This is a genomic window from Paraburkholderia sp. GAS348, assembly GCF_050434205.1.
Lineage (GTDB): Bacteria > Pseudomonadota > Gammaproteobacteria > Burkholderiales > Burkholderiaceae > Paraburkholderia.
In genome coordinates this window covers 28,084-49,654 of the sequence record NZ_JBNPVT010000015.1, presented here as the reverse complement: position 1 = coordinate 49,654, position 21,571 = coordinate 28,084, and the positions used below count along the sequence as shown (strand labels likewise).

The following is a 21,571-nucleotide window of genomic DNA, read 5'->3' as shown; positions in this document are numbered from 1 at the left end:
CCGAATCCGATGCAGAAGTCTCCTACGTCGCAGCCCGCTGCGGCGCTCGATAACCGGCAGCTCGATCTCCCGCTCTTCGCCGAGCCGGGGTCGACGTCGTCGTCCCCAACACCCTTCGCACCGACAGCCGGCTCGCAGATGGGGCAGCAGCCGGCCGTGCCGCTCGCACCAGACGGCACCAGGCTGCGCAGCCTCACCATCGGCTCTCGCACGCTGCACTATGTGCTCAAGCGCTCGGCACGCCGCTCGATCGGCTTTGCGATCGACAGCACCGGCCTGATGATCACTGCACCACGCTGGGTCACGCTCGCCGATATCGAAACCGCGATCACCGAAAAGCAGCGCTGGATTTTTACGAAACTGATCGAATGGCAAACGCGGGTCGAACAACGCGCGTTGCCCAAGGTCGACTGGAAAGACGGTGCGGAAGTGCCGTATCTCGGTCAGCCCGTGCGCGTGAAGCTCGGCTCGCCGCAAGGCACGCTCGCGTTCAATGCGGATGAAGCCGCCTTGCAAGTGCCGCTGCCATTGCAAGCCGATCCGCAGCAGATCAAGGATCGCGTGCAAGGCTGGCTGCAAGGCGAAGCAAAACGCCTGTTCGGCGAGCGCCTTGCGATCTACGCGGAGAAGCTGGGCGTCAACTATCGCGCGTATGCACTCTCGTCAGCGGCCACGCGTTGGGGCAGCTGTTCGAGCGACGGCAAAATCCGCCTGAATTGGCGGCTGATCCACTTCCCGCTGTCGATTATCGATTACGTCGTGGCGCACGAGCTCGCGCATCTGCGCGAGATGAATCACAGTCCGCGCTTCTGGCAGACGGTCGAATCGATTTTTCCGGAATTCCGCGAAGCGCGGCAGACGTTGAAGTCGCATCCGCCGGAATTGCTGCCGACGCTTTAAGGCCTTCGGTCGCGAGACCTTGAAGCCCCGGCGCCTCAACGCGAAGCGCCGGCCTTCTGAAACCCGCCGCTCACTCCGTGCAGAAGGTTTCCTGCAGGTGACGCCACGTCACCTTGCCGTGCGCGTCCAGATCCATCACCGCTGTCGAGCGCCGCACGTTCGCATTGCCCGCGCTGTCGCGCTGATACTCACGATATTTCACCACCGCGCCCGACGGATACTCGGACACGATCTCCATGTCGCGGATCGTGATCTGCGAGCCGGGACGCGCGCCGTTCAGCTTCGCGAAAGTCGCGCGCAGGCTCGCGTGGTCGAGCGCGAGACCGGACGGCATCACCAGCGTGAATTGCGCAGCGAAGCGCGCCATGATGCGCTCCAGCGCGCCGTGATCCGCGGAGCCGTCGAACAACGCCTGGATTTCGACGTTGATGTCGCCAAGTTCTTTGAAGTAGGGATTGCTGTTATTCATTGCGTGCCTTCGCCCCGCCGCTTACGTCATTTTTTCTTCTGGATGAACTCGATCTTGTAGCCGTCCGGATCCGTCACGAAAGCGATCACCGTGGTGCCGTGTTTCATCGGGCCGGCTTCGCGCACAACCGTGCCGCCTTGCGCCTTGATCTTGTCGCACGCGGCGTAGGCATCTTCGACTTCGACGGCGAGGTGCCCGAAGCCGGTGCCGAGGTCATACGACGGCGTGTCCCAGTTGTGCGTGAGTTCGAGAACAGTGCCGTCACGTTCGTCTTCATAGCCGACGAAAGCGAGCGTGAACTTGCCGTCCGGATAGTCCTCGCGGCGCAGCAATTTCATACCGAGCAGGTCGGTGTAGAAGGCAATCGAACGGTCCAGGTCGCCGACCCGGAGCATGGTGTGAAGCAGGCGCATCGTGTACTCCCTGGTGCGTGATGTCGAGAACGACAATGTACCCGGAATCACGCTGCACTGCAGAGCGCGCCACACGCGACAAGACGCGGCACGCTCATTGCCAGAACCTCGTGATTGGGCGACTTCACGGCGTCCCAACTGGCTTTGCGCTGCGACGCCCGCAGCAACGACGCGTGATACAGCCCGCGATTGCGCCAGAACGTGGGATCGCTGTATCAACCGCATCCAGGGCAAACACGAAGCCCGTCATGCGATCACCCAGCCGGCGGTTCAGCGGCCTATTCATGTCGCTAATGAGTCGGGATGCAGCAAGCCCTGCGCGGCGCGGTTGGCGTCCTCCATCACCTGTTCGGCGATCCCCAACGCGGAATGCGCGGCAGGCGAAGGCGTGCGCTCGGCCAGATACACCAGCGCGAATTCCAGCGCGAGACGCGGCGGATTGGCAAGCGGGATGTGCGCCAGCCGCCGCCTCTCCAGATCGCGCCGCACCGCGGACGCCGTGGAGAACAGCACGGCATCGGTTTGCGCTACGACGTCTTTCAGCACTGCTACGTCGTTACATTCGACCTGCAACGGAATCTGCTCGTGGGCGCGGTACTTGAGCAGGCGATGCAAGGCATCCTTCATAAACGCGGGCAAGGTCACCGAGACCAGCGGGAACTCGCGCAACGCCGCGAGCGGCACCGTGTCACGCGCAAACAGGGGATGGTCCGGCCGCGCGAACCATCCGCCCTCGTGACGCGGCAGACGCCGCAACGTGACATCGGGCGTCACGGGCGGCACACGGCGGTCGGTGACCAGAAAGTCGATCTGTTCGGCGCCCAGTTTGGCAAATAGCGCATCGCCTTCGCCGAGTTCGATCGATACCTTGATCTTCGGAAAGCGCCGAGCGAACTCCACCAGCAGGTCCGGCAGCAACACGACGGCCGCATAGGGTCCGAGGCCGATGCGCACCTCGCCGAGCTCGTGCGCCTTCAGCAGTTCGACGTCGCGAAACAGGCAGCGCGTTTCGAACAGCACCCGCCGGGCGCGCTCGACCAGCAGCCTCCCGGCCGCCGTCATCGCGACGCCGCGGGCGGCGCGGTCGAACAGTTTCATGCCGACTTCCTCTTCGAGCGCCTGAATGCTGCGGCTCAATGCGGGCTGGCTCAGATGAACCCGCTCCGCCGCGCGCGCAAAGCTGCCTTCCTCAGCGAGCGCGATAAGATGGGTAAGGCGGCGGGAATTGACCTCATGCATAGTTTGCAAGCTCCCGATAACGAGAATGCACTTGAACAATTCGTTTATACCACCTCAAATGGGCGAAAATCGAGCGCCCCGCGCCAAAAATGGAGACATGCTTTGCGCACCATCCTCAGCAGCACGAAACGCTGCGCGGCGCTTGCCGCCGACACGGCGTCGGCTCACCCCACCCACGCACGCGAGACTGCACAGGGGCGCCGGTGGGTGATCGTCGCCTCACTGTTCCTGTTCATGATGATCAACTTCGCCGACAAGGCCGTGCTCGGTCTGGTCGCGATCCCGCTGATGCATGACATGCAGTTGACGCACGGTCAGTTCGGCCTCGTCGGCAGCGCGTTTTTTGTGTTGTTTTCGATCTCGGGCATCGCCGTCGGCCTGATCGCCGACCGCGTCAACATGAAATGGCTGCTCGCCGCGCTCGCGCTCATTTGGGCGGTCGCGCAGCTGCCGCTCGCATGGCCGACCAGCTTTGCCGTGTTGCTGCTGTGCCGCGTCCTGCTGGGCGCGGGCGAAGGGCCGGCCTCGCCGCTCGCGCTGCATGTCGTCTACACCTGGTTCGACGACCGCGAGCGCAATCTTCCAACGGCCATCGTGCAACAAGGGGCGACTGCCGGCGTCATTATCGCGGGTCCGTTGCTCACCTATATCTCGCAGCAGTGGCACTGGCACGCGACGTTTCTCACGCTCGGCGCGGTCGGCATCGGCTGGACTGTCTTGTGGCTGTGCCTGGGCAAGACGGGCAATCGTCAGCACAACGCATCACCCGCGTTTGCCGTCGAAGTGGCGGCCCCTCGTGCCGTGTCATTGCGCTTTCGGCGCATGCTGAGCGACCGCACGGTCATCGGTGTGATGCTGCAATGCTTTGTCGGCTACGCGGTGGTCGCGATCGGCTTCACCTGGGTGCCCGCGTATTTCCGGCTCGGCCTCGGCTTTGCCGCGACACAGGCCGGTTGGTTATTCGCGCTGCAAGTCGCGGCGCAAATCCCGCTTGGCATCGCGCTCGCGATGGTGTCGCATCGAATGCTCAAGCGTGGCGTGCCGTCAAAGGTGGCGCGCGGCAAACTGATCAGTACGGCTTGCGTGGTGAGCGGAGTTGCGTACTGCTCACTGTTGTTCGGCGCGCCGCCGTTCGTCCAGGTCGCCCTGATGGGGCTCGCCAGCGCGTTGGCGATCCAGACTTTCACCTTCGGTCCGATGCTGGTCGCCGAAGTCGCGCCGGCGGCGCGGCGCGGAGCCCTGCTCGCGATCACCAACTCGATCGTCACTACCGCCGGACTGATCGGACCCGTCGCGATGGGCAAGCTGCTCGGCGCGGCAGGCGACGCGCGCGGCTATGAGATCGGCTTCGCGGTAACCGGCACGTTGCTGCTGATCGTCGGTGCGGCGGGTTTCGCATTGATCGATCCACAACGGTCGAAGCGACGCATGGAAAGCATACCTGCGTGAGACTCCTGGTCGCGCTGTCGCGTGGCTGATTGCCTGGCCTTTGCGCCCCGCCCGGGAGCAGCTTCCTTCACCTGCGGTCATACGGCGCGTCGCTCCCCTTCTGCGCCATTAGGGTTGTTGACTAAATTCGTCTGACGATACATTCTCTTGCACACCGTCCAGCCGCGGTATCCAAGAGACGGCGCAGCACATAGAGCGAACCCACCAGGAACTGACCAGGCCTGTTCAACTGGAGGACCACCGTATGCGTCGTGCATGCTCGCGGCATGTGCCTGTTCGTTTGCGTCTGCTTGAAGCCCTTTCGTCCGCGCTCGGAATAGCGCTCCTTCTGCCATGCGAGCCTGCGCTCGCCGCCTGTGACAACACCGCGCCGGCCAGCGGCCAGACCGTCACTTGCAGCAACAGCACCCCCAACCCGTCCACTACGCCGGTCGCCGCAGTGACCGGCAGCACCAACGTCACAGTGAACGTGCAAGTGGGGGCCGAACTCGATGTCACCGGCAACAACGTCATTCTCGTGCGCGACGGCAGCACCGTCACCAACCTCGGCACCTTGCACGGCGCCGGCGACACCTTCGACGCCATCTCGGCACACGGTGCAAGCGGCAGTGCCGGTCATGACGTCTTGATCAACCGCGGCACGATCGTCACCAGCGGCGTCGAATCGGAAGGCATGTTCAACAGCGCTGCCGCAGTGACAATGCTCAACGACACCGCCGGCGTGATCCACACCACGGGCGGCGACTCAGTAGCGATGCACGACTTCGCGAGCCCCGGTGGCGGCACGCTGACCAACAACGGCACGCTATCGACGAGCGGCGACGGTTCGCACGGCATGGCCGCGTTGACGAACAACGACACGCTCGTCAACAACGGCTCGATCACGACGACGGGTGCCGGTTCGCATGGGATGCTGGCTAACGGTAACGCCATCGGCGGGACTGGCAACAATGCGTTGACGAATCACGGCACAGTCGACGTCTCGGGTACGGGTTCGCACGGCCTCGTTTCGTTCGATGCCACGCCCGGCGTCGTGACGAATACTGGCGTGGTCACGGCGCGTGGAGCCGGCGGCCTCGGCGGTTTCTTCTCGGGCAACGTCACGCTAAACAATGCCTTGGGCGCAAGTATCGTGAGTGAGCAGGCCAACGGCATCGACGCGAACGGTGGCGGCACCTTCAACAATGCCGGAACGATCGCCGGCGCAATCAATGCGATTGCCATTGCCAATGGCGCGGCGACCGTGACGAACAGTGGCTCGATCACCGCCGTTTCAAGCCAGGCGATTAGCACCACCGGCCCATTCGATATCACCATCAACAACACCGGCACCATCGCTGGCGGCAATGGCCGCGCGATCTGGACCGATAGCGGCGACGATACCCTCAACTGGAGCGGCGGCACCGTCATCGGCTTCGTGCGGCTCGGTGCGGGCAACGACGCAGCCAACCTCACCGGCCTTACCGACGCCAATCTCGCCGGTGTGCCGAGCTTCGACGGCGGCACCGGCAATGACGTGCTCAATTTCAACCGCACGTCGGCAAGCGGTCTCGGCCGCTTCATCAACTGGGAGATCGTCAACGTGACCAACGGCAGCCAGTTGACGCTCGACACCCACGGCCTCGTGCTCGGCGACAGCGGCACGTTGACCGGCACGCTCAATGTTGATTCGAGCAGCGCGGTGTTCGCGGGTGGCTTTGGCGGCACGGCGACGATCGCGCCGGCGGTTGCAGGTCAGCTCGCGAACGTCAACAATGCGGGCACTATCAACCTGACCAACGGCGCGACGGCTACGCGCAATACGCTGGCGATCAACGGCAACTACACCGGGCTCGACGGCCGCTTGCTGCTGCAGACGGTGCTGGGTACAGACGGTTCACCGAGCGACAAACTGGTGATCGCGCAAGGCGTCGGCTCGGGCAATACTTCGCTCGGCATCACCAACGTCGGCGGCTCCGGCGGTGCCACGCTCACGGATGGCATCCTCGTGGTGCAGGCGAGCAATGGCGCGACGACTACGGCGAGCGCATTCACACTGCCGAAACCGCTGTCCGCGGGCGCTTATACGTACTACCTGTTCAAGGGCGGCGTGAGCGCGGGGACCGCGGACAACTGGTATTTGCGCTCGAGTCTGGCTGCGGTGGCGGCTCCGGCTCCGACACAGGCACCGACTCCGGCACCCGCGCCGACTCCAACTCCAACTCCAACTCCAACCCCAACTCCAACCCCAACTCCAACCCCAACTCCAACCCCGACTCCGACTCCGGCGCCGACTCCAACTCCGACACCCGCGCCGACTCCAACTCCAGCACCCACGCCGACTCCAACTCCAGCACCCACGCCCACACCAGGCGCCGTGGCCGCACCGATCGCGGCGCCCGGCACGCCGTCCCTGCCAGCGCCGCCGCCCGCTGGCACCGCAGCAACGCCGCTCTACCGGATGGAGGTACCCGTCTATGCCGAGGTCCCGGTTCTCACGCGCGAACTCAGTATCGCGCAGATCGGCACCTTTCATGACCGCCAGGGCGAGCAGGCACTGCTGAACGAAAGCGGCCCGCTCGCCGCCGCATGGTCGCGTGTCTGGGGCGAGCACACCTCGCAGAGCAACGGCGGCGGCGCCAACCCCGAATTCAGCGGCACGATGGCCGGCGTGCAAGTGGGTCAGGATATCTACGCGGATCGCAGCGCAAGCGGCCATCGCAATCACTATGGCTTCTTCATCGGCTTTGCCCGCGCCCAAGGCGACGTGAACGGATTCGCGCTCGGCTTCCCCGATTTGTCGGCCGGGCGGCTGTCGATCAATGCGTACAGCGCAGGCCTTTATTGGACGCACATCGGTCCGGGTGGCTGGTACACCGACGCGGTGGCGATGGGCAGCTCGCTCACGCTCGATCCAACGTCGAATCAGGGCATCGGCGCGAACACGCATGGACATGCCGTGACGACTTCGCTGGAAGCCGGCTTGCCTATTCCACTGCGCGCCGATCTCAGTCTCGAACCGCAAGCGCAACTGATCTGGCAGCACGCATCGATCAACGATCTCAACGACGGCATTTCGACCGTATCGTTTCACGCGGCGAACGGCCTGGTGGGCCGGCTCGGCCTACGCCTGCAAGGCAGCTTCGAAGGTGCGGGCGCGCAGTGGCAACCGTATCTGCGCGCGAATCTGTGGCGCTATTTCAATGGCACCGATAGCGCGACCTTCGCCGGCACGACCGTGATTCCCACCGATGTCGCCGCCACGGCCGCCCAGTTCGGCATCGGGATGGTTGCGCATTTGAGCGCCCGGGGCAGCGTGTTCGCCACCGCGAGCTACACCATGAACGTGAACGGCGAGCACCGCAGCACGGTGGAGGGCAATCTGGGCGCGCGCTGGAGCTGGTAAGTGCTCAGAACTGATGGCGCACACCGGCCATCAGGCCGATCTGGCTACCCTTCTGCGCAAGCCCGACACCGTTGACGCCCTGCAACTGCGCGCCGATCAGGTCGCCCCGGTACAGCGAATAATCGCCTTCCAGGTAGACGTCGGTACGCCTCGACAGGTTGTAGTCGGCGACCAGTTGGTACTGCCATGCCGAACCGTCCTGCGTGGCGCTCTTGCCGTCCTGCAGCGTGCGCCAGACATTCGCGGCGAAGTGCCACGTGTTGCCGAGCTGCTGCATGATGCCGCCCATGATCATGCGGCGCCGCGAAAAGTCCGTGTACTTGAGCGCGGCCAACGCGGGCGCGGTGAACGGCCCGTTGGCGAAATTCGAAAAGCCGGCGTCGTTCTGGTCGACGATATAGCCAACGGAGAACCGGGTCAGGTTCCACGTGTACGACCCGCCGAAGGTCCATGCTTTCGCGGCTGCGCCGTTGACCGAATCTTTCGACACCTGATACGCGCCGCCGAAAGTGAACGGGCCGCCCGGCGCGTAAGCAGCCGCCACGCCGAGCTGGCTGCCGTACGAATTGCCCGCATTGCCGCCAAATGCGTAGCCGGCGGCAACATGGAAACCGTTGTATTTCGCCTGATACTGCACCTGGTTGCTGGTCCAGATACCGCCGGTCATCGTCACTTCCGGCTGGAAGCTGAAATCATAAGGAATCCAGATATTGCTGCCGTAACCGCCGATGGTAACGCCCTCGATCATCACGTTGTACTGACGGCCGAAGATCACCTGACCGTAGGAATCCGAGCGCAAGCCCACTTGCGCTTCATTGAAGAACGGCAAAGTCGGATCGCTTTGGCCGCTATTCATGTAAAAACGGTTTTCGAGTTTGAAGAACGCAGACCAGCCGCCGCCCAGATCCTCCCCCCCCCTCAGCCCCCAGCGGCTTTCCGTCATGCCGCCATTACCGAGCCCAATCGACGAATCGCCCGCCCGGTTTGCGTGGGTCAGATACCGCACGCTTTCGTCGATCACACCGTAGAGCGTCACGCTCGATTGGGCGTGCGCCATCTGACACGCCAATGCCGCGGGCACAACTGCCATCGCCCACCTGCTTACGCTCTTCATGTCGTCTCCTCGTACAGATTCCCGCTTTTCACGGATATCTCGACACCGCCACGCCTGATGCAAAGTATCGGCACGCTGCTCATTTGAGACCGCTCAAATCGACAGGTATGGCGCAGAGTCCGCATCGGAACCCTGCACGACGGCCAAGCCAGGCTGTTTGAATAAACTGACGAAATGCGCGTGGGTGAACCTTAGCGCGAAACAGGGGCTGTAAGAAAATTGACTGATGTAAGTGTTGTTATGTCATCGAAGTGCTTGCGGCTTGTAAGAAGCACGCGTAGGCGGTCCGGTCACCGCCTTGCGGGGCGGATGATTTTGATTTCGTATGACCTATGATCGCCATGCCACGAGACCCATGAGCACCACCGCCCTGCCCAGGCGCCGCACGGGTTACTGCTTAAGGAGTGGGGGGTTTCACGCGCGCTGCAGGACGCAGCGCGCTTCCTTCAAGACCGTGTAACGCAACTCAGGCGTCGTCGGTCCCGGTTTCCGCAGCCGCGGCACCGCGCGCCGGCGAAGCCGCCACGATCTGCGCCACACGCACATACTCGGCGACCGGCACATCTTCCGCGCGGCGTTGCAGATCGAAGCCTAGCGCCTCGAAATCCACTGAGTCACGAAACGCGGCCAACGTGTTGCGCAGCATCTTGCGCCGCTGCGAGAAGGCCGCCGTCACCACCTCGCCGAGCACGCGCTCGTCCACGGCCGGCAGCTCATGCAGTTCGTACGGGATCATCCGCACAATCGCCGAATCGACCTTCGGCGGCGGCTGGAATGCTTCGGGCGGTACATCGAGTTGCTTGTCGATCGCATAGCGGTATTGCAGCATGACCGAGAGGCGGCTGAACGCCTTGGTGCCCGGCTCCGCCACCATGCGCTCGACGACTTCGTTCTGCAGCATGAAATGCTGATCGATCACGCGATGGGCGAACGCGGTCAGATGAAACAGCAATGGGCTCGAAATGTTGTACGGCAGATTGCCGACAATGCGCAGCGACGCCTTCTCACCGGGTGCCGCCAGCGTGCCGAAGTCGAACGCGAGCGCATCGCCCGCATGCAACTCGAGCAGGTCGCCGAACTTTGTCTTGAGACGGCCGATCAGATCGCGATCCAGCTCCACCGCATGCAAGGGCGCTTCGGGCGTTGCCAGACGCTCGATCAGCGGCCCGGTGAGCGCGCCAAGCCCTGGCCCGATCTCGACCATGCGCTCGCCACGCTGCGGCCGGATCACGTCGACGATCGAATCGATCACGCCCATGTCGACCAGAAAATTCTGTCCGAAACGCTTGCGCGCGATATGGCCTTGGTGCCGGCCCGGTTGCTGTCTGCTGGTGGACATCGAAGAAACGCTAAGAAAGAAAACTGCTTAAGGATAGGGACAACTCGGGAACAAGTCAGGAACACGCGCAACGAACGCGAAAACAGCGAGCGGCAAAAAGCGCGTACGCCCCTCTCCGCGACGGCTAAATCAGCCCGCGCGGCGGTGCTGTGCCATCGAAACCGCCGTATCGATCGCGGCGATCAGACTGCCGGCGTCGGCACGGCCGGTGCCGGCCAGATCGAGCGCGGTGCCGTGATCGACCGAGGTGCGGATGATCGGCAAGCCGAGCGTGATGTTGATGCCTTCGCCGAAGGTTGCGTACTTCAACACCGGCAATCCCTGGTCGTGGAACATCGCCAGCACGCAGTCGGCCTGTTCCAGATAACGCGGCTGGAACAGTGTGTCCGCCGGATAGGGGCCAGGCGCGTCGATGCCTTGCTCGCTCGCGAGCTTCAGTGCCGGAGAAATCACCTCGATTTCCTCGCGGCCCAGATAACCGTTTTCGCCCGCATGCGGGTTCAACCCCGTCACGAGGATGCGCGGCGCAGGCAAACCAAAGTGGTGACGCAAATCGTGATCGATGATGCGCAACGTCTCGACGATACCTTCGATCGTCAACGCGGCGGAGACGTCTTTGAGCGGCAGATGCGTGGTAGCGAGCGCGACGCGCAACGGACGCTTGCCGGTGCCGGCCAGCATCATCACCACGCGCGGCGTGTGCGTGCGCTCGGCCAGATATTCTGTGTGGCCGGTAAACGGCACACCGGCGTCGTTGATAGTGCTTTTTTGCAGCGGCGCGGTAACGATCGCGTCGAAGGTGCCGGCCACGGCGCCGTCGATCGCGCTGTCGAGCAGATCGAGCACGTAGCGGCCGTTGGCGGCGTTCAGCTTGCCGGCCAGCGAGGGCGCGCCAAGCGGCCGATGCTGCACCCGCACGCGCTTGCCGCCCGCCACCAGCGTGGCCCAATCGACGCCCACCGCGCGCGCGCGGTCAGCCAGCAAATCCGCATCGCCCAGCACGGTGAACTGTGCGCCCGGCCAATGCGCCGCCGCGCCCGCCAGCGCCTGCGCGGTCAGCTCGGGGCCGACGCCGGCAGGCTCGCCGGTCGTGATCGCGATCTGCAACGGAAGGCTGGTGGACTGCGCGGCGGATGTCATGATGTTTATTGCGTGCTGGTCAGCGTGGGCTTCACTTCCACGTAGGCGGTGTCGCGCAATTCGCGCAGCCAGTCGGCGTAAGCCTGCTCCGCCTTGCGCTGACCGATCGCCTGACGCGCCAGATCCATCTGCTGCGACACCGAGCCTTCCGATTCGCGGCGGCCCAGCACCTGAATCAGGTGATAGCCGTATTCGCTGCGCACCGGATCGCTGATCTGACCGTCCTGCAGGCTGTTCATGGCGCGCTCGAATTCCGGCACCGTCTCGCCCGGGCTGATCCAGCCGAGGTCGCCGCCTTGCGACGACGAACCGTCTTGCGAGTAGGTGTGAGCGAACTTCGCGAAGTCGCCGCCTGCGGCGATCCCGTTCTTGATTTCGAGCAGCTTCTGACGCGCTTGCGGCTCGGACATGCCGTCGCCGACGCGCAGCAGAATGTGGCGAACGTGCGTCTGCACGAGCTTCGGTGCATCGGAACTGGCGCCCTGGCCGGCGCGACGATCGACGAGGCGCACGATTTCGAAACCGTCGTTGGTGCGGATCAGATCCGGATTGACCTGGCCCGGGCGCAGCGCCGAGGCGGCCTTGACGAACTCAGGCGGCAGCTGGGACGGCGGCACGAAACCCGTATCGCCGCCTTTCGACGCATCCGGCGCTTGCGAATTCGATTTCGCCAGCTTTTCGAAGCTGGCGCCACCCTTGGCTTCGGTCAGCAGGGCCTGAGCCTTTTGCTGCGCGGCTTCGATGTCGGTTTCCGACGCGTTCAGCGGCGCCTTCACGAAAATGTGCTGAAGGTGCAGATCGCTTGTCAGGCCGGAGTTCGGACCGCGCTGGCTGGCGATGTAGTTCGCGACCTCGGCGTCCGACACCGTGACCTTGCTGTCCACTTCCTTCTCACGCAGACGCGACAGCGTCAGCTCGGTACGCGCGTCGCTCGTGAAGGTGGTCCAGGGCACGCCTTGCGCCTCGATCCGCGAGCGATACACGTCGAGCGACATGTTGTTCGCCTGCGCCAGCCGCTCGAGCGTTTTTTGCACGGCAGCGTCGTCGATGTTGATGCCGTCTTCTTTCGCCTTCTGCAACTGGATGCGTTCCAGCACCATCTGGTTGAGCACCTGCTGGCGCAACTGGTCCATCGGCGGGACCGGCGCGTTCTGCTGGTTCAGCCGGCGGGTGATCAGGCCGATGCGCTCGTCGAGCTCGCGCCGCGTGATGACACCGTTGTTGACCACTGCGGCGATGGTGTCGACCGTCTGGCCGTTATTGCCGGCCGTCAGCGCCTGCGCCTGAACCGGCGCAACCGACAGAAAAGACGCTGCGGCGGCAAGACCGGCCGCAAGCGTTGCCAAGCGAAGCTTTTTCATGATTGCCACAGATACTCCAATGATGTCGGGCGCGCCTGGCCCGTCTTTTCGCATTTTATAAATGATCGGGCGAGCGTCATTCGTAATTGGTGAAACGCGCTTCCGGCGGCGGCGGCGGGGGCAACGGCGTATAGCCCGCCACGCTGGAACGGAACGCGGCAATCAGCCCGTTGTCGACGCTCGACAAGCCCTTGAACGTCAACTGTGCGAGAAACCGCGTGCTCGACTGCTGCTGCGACGATGTGTTAAGGCCGTTTGCATAGCGCTGGATCCCGGCGCCGAGCGTCCAGCAGTCGGCGTCGTATTGCAGGCCGATCAGACCGTCGACGACCCGATGCCCGCCCAGGTCGTAATTGAACCGGCCCACCCCGTACACGCGGTGTGTCAGCGGCCACTGCCCCGAAATCAGCACCTGATTGATCGGCTGGTTGTCCAGCGTGGTGTTCGCGCGGGTGTAGCGGTACGCGACATTGATCACCTTGCCCGTGGCAGGGCTGAACCCGAAGCCGACGCTCGTCTTCACCAACTGGTTGTTGTCGGCATTATATTGGAACGCCGTTTCCGAAGCGAAACCGGCGCCGAGCTTGAGCGACGCACCCGCGATCAGGTCCGAATGCGTGGCCTGCGTGCTGGTCTGCGTAGGCAGCAGCGTGACGCGCTGATCCTGGAAGTAATACTGCTGCGCGATCACGAAGCGCGCGCGTTCGTCGCCCGTGGCCGGGTTGATGAAGCGCGTGGTGATCGCTGCGGTCAGACGGTTGGCGTCGGCGATCCGGTCGTTGCCGACGAACGTGTTCGGCGTGAAGATTTCCGCCAGCCCGAAGTCGGAGTCGGCCGTATCGAACAGCGGCGCGGACTCCTGGTTGCGGTACGGCGTGTAGACGTAGTAGAGCCGCGGCTCCAGCGTCTGGATGTAATCCTCGCCGAAGATCCGCACCGAACGGTCGAAAATCAGCCCGGTGTCGAAGCTGAGCGTCGGAATCGATTCGGTGAAATTCTTCGGCGTGCCGACCGGCACGTCAGTGCCGATATTGTTCAGGTTGTACGACGCAAAGTGCCACTGCACCTTCGGCGTGACGAAGTAGCCCGGCCCGACCACCGAATACGACAGGTACGGGTTGAACATCACCCGCTGACCTTCCGTCATGTCCGCGGTGGTGATGCGGAAATTCGAGTAGTCGGCTTCCGCGCCGTAATCGAAGCCGCCGACGTTGTACTTCGCGTACTTCACGTTCAACTGCGGCTCGCGGCCGTACGGCGCCACCGAAGGCGTCAGCGTCTGCCAGTGCTGTTCGCGGGCGAGCACCGACCACGGGCCGTTGTTATAGGTCAACCCGGCTTCCTGTTGATACAGGAGCTGGGTGCCGTTCATGAACTGACTGACCGACGACGACAGGTCTTCCGGATACGTGTTGTCCGAGACCTTGTTGTAGTAGATATAACCGCCGAACCCGTTGCCGAAGTTCTGGTTGTGCTGGATATACAGCGCGTAGCGGTTGGTATGGGTCAGGTGGTCGTCCGGCAGGAATTCACCGGTGATCGAGCCCGAATATGTGGGCGACAGATAGCGGAAGGACGACTGCAACTGCACGCCGCGCTTCGAAATCAAATGCGGCGTGACCGTCAGATCGCGGTTCGGCGCGATGTTGAAGTAGTACGGCACCGACAGTTCGAAGCCGTTGCTCGAACTCACCGAGAACGTGGGCGGCAGGATCCCGCTGCGCCGCTCGCCCGACAGCGGGAACGACAGCCACGGCGAAGCGAATACCGGCAGGCCCTGGAAGAACAGCACGCTGTTGTACGCAACGCCTTCGTCCGCGCCGGTGTCGAAATCGAACTCGCTGCCTTTGATATACCAGGCCGGATTGTCCGTGCACGAGCAAGCCGTGTACGTGCCCTTCGTGAACACCGAGCGCTCGTTGTCGAGCAGGTCGACGCGCTCCGCGCTGCCCGAACCACCCGTCACGGTGAAGTGGTACTTCGGCGCGGTCATGAAACCTTCGCTCGAGTCCACCCGCATATGCGCTTCCGGGCCGGCGAACGTGGCGCCATTGTTGTTCAGGTGAACCTGGCCATATGCGTCGGCCATGTCCGTGTCCTGATCGTAATGCAGCGCGTCGGCCTTGATCACGAAGGTATTGCGCCGCACCTCGGCCGAACCTTTCGCGGCCATGTCCTGGTCGGTGGTGCCGCTCGCCGTGTCGCCGAGTACGAAGGTGGCCGCTTTCTGGCCTGCCTGCAACGGGTGTTCTTCGAGCTGCGGCGCGAGCTGCATGCCCCAAGGCGCGTCGATAGGTTGCGGCTGCGCGGCTTCCCCCACCAGCTGGGCGTGCGCAAGCGCGGGCATCAGGCCCGGAACGGCGATTAACGCCGCTACGAGCCGCCTTTTGCGCAGCACCGCGGCACAAGAGGGGGGCGTTTGGGAAAGCTGTCTAGGCGGCATGTATCGTTTGGCGAATCGGCCCGTCCGTCAGCTTCTGCAGTCACGATCCACCGCCTGCACAACCCGACCGTGACAGTCGGCTGCACATCAATATTTACAATCTGTCGAACGATGAGGCGGGCGGTAAAGCGGAATACGCGAAAGCTGGCGTGAGTCGCGTCAAAAAGTCGTGGGGTATTATATGGCAAGACGTTGCCCCTCTGAATTTGTTGCCGGTTTTCATGACGCTGCCCCTTTCCAAAGACTCCACAGATACCCGCCTCGAACTGCTCAAGGCCTGGCTGAATGCCCACGCAGCGCGCTATGCGCTCGATCTCGACACGCTTGCCCCGGCTTCGTCCGACGCCAGTTTTCGACGCTATTTCCGGCTCGCCGGTAAGGCGGCGGAAGGCGCTAGCGCCGGCACCCTGATCGCCGTCGATGCCCCGCCCCCCGAAAAGTGCCGCGAATTTGTGCAAATCGCACACTTGCTCGAGGCCGCCAACGTGCATGTGCCGCGCGTGCTGGAGGTCGACTTCGACGCCGGATTCATGCTCGTCACCGATCTGGGCACCGATTCATACCTCGGCGCGCTGACTGAGGCGCAAAACGGGGATGAACCGCGCCGTGCCCGCTCGCTGGTGCGCGACGCGCTCGACGCGCTGATCCGCTGGCAGCTCACGTCGCGCGAAGGCGTGCTGCCGCCGTTCGACGAAGCTTTCCTGCGCCGCGAGATGGAATTGATGCCGGAGTGGTTCATCGGCCGCCATCTGGGCCGCGCGGTCGACGAGAAGACCCGCGGACTGCTCGATCGCACCTTCGCGCTGCTGATCGCGAGCGCCCGGGCGCAACCGCAGGTGTTCATGCTGCGCGATTTCATGCCGCGCAATCTGATGATCGCGGCCGCCCCCAACCCCGTGAATCCCGGCGTACTGGACTTTCAGGACGCGGTGGCCGGCCCGATCACCTACGACGTCGCCTCCTTGCTGCGCGATGCATTTCTCAGCTGGGACGAAGAGTTCGAGCTGGATTGCTTCGTGTACTACTGGGAGCAAGCGAAAAAGGCGGGCCTGCCGGTCGATCCGGATTTCGGCGAGTTCTATCGGCAGCTCGAATGGATGGGGCTGCAGCGGCACATCAAGGTGCTCGGGCTGTTCTGCCGGATCAACTACCGTGACGGCAAACCGCACTACATGAGGGATCTGCCGCGTTTCATCGGTTACGCCCGCAAGGTCGCCGAACGGTATGCGCCGCTGCGTCCGTTCGCGAAGCTGCTGGACGATCTCGAAGGCCGCGCGAACGAAGTCGGCTACACGTTCTGACCGATGACGATGTCTCTGAAGAAAGCCATGATTTTCGCCGCCGGGCGCGGCGAGCGTATGCGTCCATTGACCGACACGTGTCCGAAGCCTTTGCTCGAAGCGGGCGGCAAACCGTTGATCGTGTGGCAGATCGAACGCCTCGCGCGCGCCGGCTTTCAAACCGTTGTGATCAACCATGCCTGGCTCGGCGAGCGGATCGAAGCCACGCTCGGCGACGGTTCGCGCTGGGGGGTGCAACTGCGCTACTCGGCCGAGCATGAAGCGCTGGAGACGGCCGGCGGAATCGTGCAGGCGCTGCCGTTGCTCGAAGACGAGGGCAACAGCGAAGTATTCGTCGCAGTCAGTGGCGACGTCTATGCGGATTTCGATTACGCGACGCTGAATACGCGCGCCGAAGCGCTGAAGGCGCTAGCCGGACCCGGCATGCATCTGGTGATGGTGCCGAACCCGGCGTTTCATCCGAACGGCGACTTTGGGTTGGCCGACGGAACGCTGTCGCTCGATGCGCAACCGCGCTTCACGTTCGGCAACATCGGCCTCTACGACACGCGCATGTTTCGCGATCTGCCGCGCGGCACGCGGCGCGCGCTCACGCCGTACTATCGCGAGACGATTGCGCGTGGTCTTGCGAGCGGGGAATTATATGAAGGCCTGTGGGAAAACGTTGGTACGCCCGCGCAACTGCAGGCTTTGGATCAGCGTTTGAACGAACGCTGAGCGCGGCAAGGCGTTGAGCGGCACCGTGCGATAACGCGCCACTCGACGTGCTACGACCTAGGCAAGAAGGTCTGGCGCTGAATGCCAAGCGCTCAGCGGCTAACACGCTACACGCGCCATCGAGCAAGCAAATGCGGCGCACCTCACCGCCGCTTGCTTAACGTCCACCCTCTCCCGCCCCAACCGTTTCCGCCGACTCCGACGCCTCCGCGGCACGTTGCTGCTGCAATGCCCACATCTGCGCGAAGAGACCGTTGGCGCGCAACAACTCGGCATGCGTTCCGCGCTCGACGATGCGCCCTTTGTCCATCACGATGATCTGCTGTGCGTGCACCACCGTCGAAAGCCGGTGGGCGATGATCAGCGTCGTGCGTTCGCGGGCGATCTGATCGAGCTCATGCTGGATTGCGCGCTCCGAACGCGAATCGAGTGCCGAAGTCGCTTCATCGAACAGCAGGATCGGCGGGTTCTTGAGGATGGTCCGCGCAATCGCGACACGCTGCTTTTCCCCGCCGGACAACTTCAGGCCACGCTCGCCGACCGGGGTCTCGTAACCCTTCGGCAACCCCTCGATGAAGTCGTGAATATGCGCCGCGCGCGCCGCCGCGATCACTTCCTCGCGTGTGGCCGACGGACGGCCATAAGCAATGTTGTAGTAGATCGAATCGTTGAACAGCACCGTATCCTGCGGCACGATGCCAATCGAAGCACGCAACGAATCTTGCGTGACGTCGCGAATATCCTGACCGTCGATGGTGATCGCGCCACCCGTCGCGCGGTCCAGATCATAGAAGCGGAACATCAGCCGCGCGAGCGTCGATTTGCCCGAACCACTGTGGCCGACTACCGCCGTGGTGCTGCCCGCTGGAATCGTGAAGCTCACGTCGTGCAGAATCTGCCGCGCCGGCTCATACGAGAAGTTCACATGCTCGAAGCGCACCTGCGCACCGCTCACCCGTAACGCCGGCGCGTCAGGCATATCGGGCACTTCCTGGGCCGCGCCAAGCAACGTGAACATGCGGTCCATATCGGTGAGGCTTTGCTTTAGTTCCCGATACACGACGCCGAGAAAATTCAGCGGTATATAGAGCTGCAACATGAAGGTGTTGATCAGCACCAGGTCGCCGAGCGTGAGGCGCCCGGCCATCACGCCTTGGGTCGCGCGCCACAGAATGAACACGAGCCCCGTGCCGATGATCGCCTGCTGCCCGAAGTTCAGCGCCGACAAGGACCGCTGCGATTTGATCGCGGCCGTGCGATAGCGTTTGAGATTTTCGTCGTAACGGTGCGCTTCCCACTCCTCATTGCCGAAGTACTTCACTGTCTCGTAGTTGAGCAGTGAATCGATCGCGCGCGAATTCGCCTTTGAATCGAGATCGTTCATCGTGCGGCGAAAATGCGTACGCCACTCGGTGACTTTCACAGTGAACGTGATGTACACGGCGAGCGCAATGAACGTGACGATCGCGTAATACGCCTCGTATTTGACGACGAAAAATCCCAGCACGAGACCGACTTCGACCAGTGTCGGCAGGATGCTGTAGAGCGAATACGAAATCAGTTGCGTGATGCCGCGCGTGCCGCGCTCGATATCACGCGACATGCCGCCCGTCTGCCGTTCGAGATGAAACCGCAATGACAGCGCGTGCAAATGGCGGAACACTTTCAGCGCGAGCTGGCGCACCGCGCTTTCGGTCACCTTCGAAAACAGGATCTCGCGCAGCTCGGTGAACAGCGAGGTGGACAGCCGCACCACCGCATAGGCGACCACCAGCAAACCGACGCCGCCCAGCAGCACGATGGCGGGCGAATCGTGCGCGCGGCCGAGCGCGGTGAGATGTTGCACCGAAGCGAGGCTGTCTACGATCCGTTTCATCACGATCGGCACGCCGAGATTGGCGACCTTCGCGCCGATCAGGCAGCTCAGCGCGAAGCCGACGCGCCATTTATAGGTGGCGAGGTAGGGCAGCAGCGACAGGATTGTCTGCCAGTCGTTGCGCGGCTGGGTCGAGATCGGTGAAGGTTCGGACGAGGGCGTACGGCGCATGGGGTCGGCTGGAGAGAGTGTGGAAACGACGGAGTTCGCAGCGGCGCACCGACCGGCAGCGTGCAAACCCGGCACCCTGCGTCATGTCGCGCGACCCGGCTGGGCGCTTTCCCGTACAATTCCTGATCTTTCTATTGTCGCAGAAGCTGGCTGGCGCCGCTTTTCATGGGCTGTCCGGCCGCCGGTTGCACATGGGCCGCGGATTGGGCCGTACCGCTGTGTGGTGCCGCCGTGTGGTGCCGCCGTGTGGTGCCGCCGTGTGGTGCCGCCGTGTGGTGCCGCCGTGTGGTGCCGCCGTGTGATGCCGCCGTGTGATGCCGCCGTGTGGTGCCGCTGCGTCGTGCCGCCGTCATGAAGCCCCCCGCCTGCCTGTCGAGCCGACCGAGCCATTACGAATTTCAAGGGTGCCCCGATGACCGATCTCCTTCAACTTCCACAAAAGTCTTGCGCGCTGCGCGTCGTGCCGCAACCGTCGGACGCGAATGTCCACGGCGACGTGTTCGGCGGCTGGATCATGGCGCAAGTGGATATTGCCGGTTCGATTCCGGCAAGCCGCCGTGCCAACGGGCGGGTGGCGACCATCGCGGTCAATTCGTTCATCTTCAAGCAGCCCGTGTTCGTCGGCGATCTGCTGAGCTTTTACGCGGATATCGTCAAGACGGGCAACACGTCGGTAACGGTGGCGGTCGAAGTCTACGCCCAGCGCATGAGCCTGACCGAAGACCTCGTGAGAGTCACCGAGGCGACCCTGACCTATGTCGCGACCGACAGTGACCGGCGCCCACGCGCGCTGCCGGTGCTGGATTGAGCGAACCCTGTCGAGGACATTGAACGAAAACGAGGCGCCTGAGCGCCTCGTTGAGCTTCATACGCTGTGCTTTCCAGGTGGCATTTTCAGGGTTTTTGCCCGGATCGCCAACGCAAGCATGACCGGGCCGACAGCCTCCGTCCGGCCCGCAGCCCTTTACTGACTCGCCGCTGCGCCTATCCCCGCCTTCTTCTGTGCGTTCTGGAGATCCGTCGGATAGTTCGGATCGTTGCGCGACGGGTTATACCCGTTGCTTTCCAGTTGCTTCAACTCGGCATTCTTCTTCGCCCGCGCCTCCTTGCGGGCGGCCTTGCGTTGCGCCTTGGCCGCTGCCTTGGATGCGGCCGACGGCTTGGCGGCATTGCCGGCATTGGCTTCATCGGCCGCCGGAGCACTACTGCCGCCGCTTTGCGCGAACGCCGGCGCAACAGAAGCCACGCTCAGTACAACCGATGCGAGCAGCACAGCCCATTTCTTTGCAGGTGAAGACGTCATTTTTCTCTCCAGTCGTTTTAGAAAATATTCGACGGCGAAACGCCCATAGCAGAGTGCGAGCAGCGAAAAGCGGGCGCAACGCCACGTGAATCGATGCTTCGTGGTTCCCGGTAAAGTCTGAGATGGGAACCCCGAATATATACGACTGAAAGCCGCCCGGAAACCGGTTTAACCCCGCAAGCGCCTGCCAGACACACGAATCGACGCCAGCGTGCGGAGACGTTAATCTTGCGGTTCAACACCTCAAGAGCGCCGCTGGGCAAGCCATCAGCCGCACGCTGGCCGATTCGGGCGCGCCATGATAGATCTTCTAACGGGAATGAGATGAAACTGATTGGAATGCTGGATTCGCCCTACGTGCGCCGCGTCGCTATCTGCCTGAAGTTGCTGAAGCTCGACTTCGAGCACCAGTCGATTTCCGTGTTCAGCACGTATGAGGCGTTCGCGAAGATCAACCCAGTCGTGAAAGCGCCGACGCTGATCCTCGACAACGGCGAGTGCGTGATGGATTCAACAGTGATCCTGCAGTACGTCGCCACGCTTGCCGCGCCCGATCAACGGATCTTCCCGTCACAGCCGGAGCACTGCCTGCGCGCCGCGCGCCTCACGGGCCTCGCGCTGGCCGCTTGCGAAAAGACCGTGCAGATCGTCTACGAACGCAATCTGCGCCCGGCGGACAAACAGCACGAGCCTTGGATCGATCGCGTGACCGAGCAATTGCACGCCGCCTACCGCGAACTCGAAGAGGAACTCGCGTCGGCCCCGCTGCCGGTCGAATCGAACCATTTCGGTGCGGTGGACGTGACGGCAGCCGTCGCGTGGAATTTCACGCAGATGTTCTTGCCGGAGATCGTCACCAAGGCGGCACATCCACGCTTGCAGGCATTTTCCGAGGCGGCAGAACAACTGCCGGTTTTCCTCGACACGCCTGCCGTCTGAGAGACACGCAGC

17 protein-coding genes are annotated in these 21,571 nt (G+C 63.2%); 7 read left to right on the top strand and 10 right to left on the bottom strand.

What is annotated here, in order from left to right:
• The first annotated feature begins 9 nt into the window (after positions 1 to 9).
• Positions 10 to 900 (top strand): M48 family metallopeptidase, encoded by an 891-nt coding sequence (locus P3T22_RS22865; RefSeq protein WP_063494774.1) that lies wholly within the window; start codon positions 10 to 12, stop codon positions 898 to 900.
• 70 nt (positions 901 to 970) lie between these two features.
• Here P3T22_RS22865 and P3T22_RS22860 read toward each other — a convergent pair whose 3' ends face one another.
• The 3 genes from P3T22_RS22860 to P3T22_RS22850 all read right to left on the bottom strand — a co-directional run bounded on the left by P3T22_RS22860 (position 971) and on the right by P3T22_RS22850 (position 3,021).
• Positions 971 to 1,369 (bottom strand): hypothetical protein, encoded by a 399-nt coding sequence (locus tag P3T22_RS22860; protein WP_429326212.1) that lies wholly within the window; start codon positions 1,367 to 1,369, stop codon positions 971 to 973.
• 26 nt (positions 1,370 to 1,395) lie between these two features.
• A complete protein-coding gene (gloA, locus tag P3T22_RS22855) occupies positions 1,396 to 1,782 on the bottom strand; it encodes a lactoylglutathione lyase (protein WP_063494772.1) in 387 nt (128 codons plus the stop codon).
• A gap of 282 nt (positions 1,783 to 2,064) precedes the next feature.
• The gene (locus P3T22_RS22850) at positions 2,065 to 3,021 is read right to left on the bottom strand and encodes a LysR family transcriptional regulator (RefSeq protein WP_063494771.1); all 957 of its coding nucleotides are present in this window, start codon (positions 3,019 to 3,021) and stop codon (positions 2,065 to 2,067) included.
• Positions 3,022 to 3,123: 102 nt separating this feature from the next.
• On the opposite strand from P3T22_RS22850, the gene P3T22_RS22845 reads away from it, so the two are divergent.
• Complete coding sequence (locus P3T22_RS22845; protein WP_429326211.1) at positions 3,124 to 4,470, top strand: MFS transporter; 1,347 nt, start codon at positions 3,124 to 3,126, stop codon at positions 4,468 to 4,470.
• Between the two features lie 244 nt (positions 4,471 to 4,714).
• Positions 4,715 to 7,855 (top strand): autotransporter outer membrane beta-barrel domain-containing protein, encoded by a 3,141-nt coding sequence (locus P3T22_RS22840; RefSeq protein WP_429326210.1) that lies wholly within the window; start codon positions 4,715 to 4,717, stop codon positions 7,853 to 7,855.
• A gap of 4 nt (positions 7,856 to 7,859) precedes the next feature.
• Here P3T22_RS22840 and P3T22_RS22835 read toward each other — a convergent pair whose 3' ends face one another.
• The 5 genes from P3T22_RS22835 to P3T22_RS22815 form a co-directional block, all read right to left on the bottom strand.
• On the bottom strand, positions 7,860 to 8,969 hold the full coding sequence (locus P3T22_RS22835; RefSeq protein WP_429326209.1) for a porin: 1,110 nt from the start codon (positions 8,967 to 8,969) through the stop codon (positions 7,860 to 7,862).
• A gap of 466 nt (positions 8,970 to 9,435) precedes the next feature.
• Complete coding sequence (gene rsmA, locus P3T22_RS22830) at positions 9,436 to 10,308, bottom strand: 16S rRNA (adenine(1518)-N(6)/adenine(1519)-N(6))-dimethyltransferase RsmA (RefSeq protein ID WP_063494768.1); 873 nt, start codon at positions 10,306 to 10,308, stop codon at positions 9,436 to 9,438.
• Between the two features lie 129 nt (positions 10,309 to 10,437).
• On the bottom strand, positions 10,438 to 11,448 hold the full coding sequence (gene pdxA / locus P3T22_RS22825) for a 4-hydroxythreonine-4-phosphate dehydrogenase PdxA (RefSeq protein ID WP_429326208.1): 1,011 nt from the start codon (positions 11,446 to 11,448) through the stop codon (positions 10,438 to 10,440).
• A gap of 5 nt (positions 11,449 to 11,453) precedes the next feature.
• Positions 11,454 to 12,818, bottom strand: a complete 1,365-nt coding sequence (locus P3T22_RS22820) for a peptidylprolyl isomerase (protein WP_429326207.1) — start codon at positions 12,816 to 12,818, stop codon at positions 11,454 to 11,456.
• Positions 12,819 to 12,885: 67 nt separating this feature from the next.
• Positions 12,886 to 15,252 carry an LPS-assembly protein LptD gene (locus tag P3T22_RS22815; protein WP_429326206.1) on the bottom strand — a complete coding sequence of 789 codons (2,367 nt, stop codon included), beginning with the start codon at positions 15,250 to 15,252 and terminating at the stop codon, positions 12,886 to 12,888.
• A gap of 221 nt (positions 15,253 to 15,473) precedes the next feature.
• On the opposite strand from P3T22_RS22815, the gene P3T22_RS22810 reads away from it, so the two are divergent.
• Entirely contained in the window at positions 15,474 to 16,553 is a 1,080-nt protein-coding gene (locus tag P3T22_RS22810) for an aminoglycoside phosphotransferase family protein (protein ID WP_063494764.1), read from the top strand.
• 3 nt (positions 16,554 to 16,556) lie between these two features.
• Complete coding sequence (gene murU / locus P3T22_RS22805) at positions 16,557 to 17,270, top strand: N-acetylmuramate alpha-1-phosphate uridylyltransferase MurU (protein WP_063494763.1); 714 nt, start codon at positions 16,557 to 16,559, stop codon at positions 17,268 to 17,270.
• 157 nt (positions 17,271 to 17,427) lie between these two features.
• Here murU and P3T22_RS22800 read toward each other — a convergent pair whose 3' ends face one another.
• Entirely contained in the window at positions 17,428 to 19,317 is a 1,890-nt protein-coding gene (locus P3T22_RS22800) for an ABCB family ABC transporter ATP-binding protein/permease (RefSeq protein WP_063494762.1), read from the bottom strand.
• Positions 19,318 to 19,729: 412 nt separating this feature from the next.
• On the opposite strand from P3T22_RS22800, the gene P3T22_RS22795 reads away from it, so the two are divergent.
• Positions 19,730 to 20,125 carry an acyl-CoA thioesterase gene (locus tag P3T22_RS22795; RefSeq protein WP_063494761.1) on the top strand — a complete coding sequence of 132 codons (396 nt, stop codon included), beginning with the start codon at positions 19,730 to 19,732 and terminating at the stop codon, positions 20,123 to 20,125.
• 156 nt (positions 20,126 to 20,281) lie between these two features.
• Here P3T22_RS22795 and P3T22_RS22790 read toward each other — a convergent pair whose 3' ends face one another.
• Positions 20,282 to 20,620, bottom strand: a complete 339-nt coding sequence (locus P3T22_RS22790; protein WP_063494760.1) for a hypothetical protein — start codon at positions 20,618 to 20,620, stop codon at positions 20,282 to 20,284.
• Positions 20,621 to 20,944: 324 nt separating this feature from the next.
• Between P3T22_RS22790 and P3T22_RS22785 the strand changes: the two genes are divergently transcribed.
• On the top strand, positions 20,945 to 21,559 hold the full coding sequence (locus P3T22_RS22785) for a glutathione S-transferase N-terminal domain-containing protein (RefSeq protein WP_063494759.1): 615 nt from the start codon (positions 20,945 to 20,947) through the stop codon (positions 21,557 to 21,559).
• Positions 21,560 to 21,571: the final 12 nt, after the last annotated feature.

Excerpts from the sequence above, each read along its gene's own strand:
- P3T22_RS22800 (WP_063494762.1), bottom strand. The coding sequence starts at position 19,317 with ATGCGCCGTACGCCCTCGTCCGAACCTTCACCGATCTCGACCCAGCCG.
- gloA (WP_063494772.1), bottom strand. The coding sequence starts at position 1,782 with ATGCGCCTGCTTCACACCATGCTCCGGGTCGGCGACCTGGACCGTTCG.
- P3T22_RS22810 (WP_063494764.1), top strand. The coding sequence starts at position 15,474 with ATGACGCTGCCCCTTTCCAAAGACTCCACAGATACCCGCCTCGAACTG.
- P3T22_RS22860 (WP_429326212.1), bottom strand. The coding sequence starts at position 1,369 with ATGAATAACAGCAATCCCTACTTCAAAGAACTTGGCGACATCAACGTC.
- P3T22_RS22865 (WP_063494774.1), top strand. The coding sequence starts at position 10 with ATGCAGAAGTCTCCTACGTCGCAGCCCGCTGCGGCGCTCGATAACCGG.
- rsmA (WP_063494768.1), bottom strand. The coding sequence starts at position 10,308 with ATGTCCACCAGCAGACAGCAACCGGGCCGGCACCAAGGCCATATCGCG.
- P3T22_RS22840 (WP_429326210.1), top strand. The coding sequence starts at position 4,715 with ATGCGTCGTGCATGCTCGCGGCATGTGCCTGTTCGTTTGCGTCTGCTT.
- P3T22_RS22790 (WP_063494760.1), bottom strand. The coding sequence starts at position 20,620 with ATGACGTCTTCACCTGCAAAGAAATGGGCTGTGCTGCTCGCATCGGTT.
- P3T22_RS22835 (WP_429326209.1), bottom strand. The coding sequence starts at position 8,969 with ATGAAGAGCGTAAGCAGGTGGGCGATGGCAGTTGTGCCCGCGGCATTG.
- murU (WP_063494763.1), top strand. The coding sequence starts at position 16,557 with ATGACGATGTCTCTGAAGAAAGCCATGATTTTCGCCGCCGGGCGCGGC.
- P3T22_RS22850 (WP_063494771.1), bottom strand. The coding sequence starts at position 3,021 with ATGCATGAGGTCAATTCCCGCCGCCTTACCCATCTTATCGCGCTCGCT.
- P3T22_RS22795 (WP_063494761.1), top strand. The coding sequence starts at position 19,730 with ATGACCGATCTCCTTCAACTTCCACAAAAGTCTTGCGCGCTGCGCGTC.
- P3T22_RS22785 (WP_063494759.1), top strand. The coding sequence starts at position 20,945 with ATGAAACTGATTGGAATGCTGGATTCGCCCTACGTGCGCCGCGTCGCT.
- P3T22_RS22815 (WP_429326206.1), bottom strand. The coding sequence starts at position 15,252 with ATGCCGCCTAGACAGCTTTCCCAAACGCCCCCCTCTTGTGCCGCGGTG.
- pdxA (WP_429326208.1), bottom strand. The coding sequence starts at position 11,448 with ATGACATCCGCCGCGCAGTCCACCAGCCTTCCGTTGCAGATCGCGATC.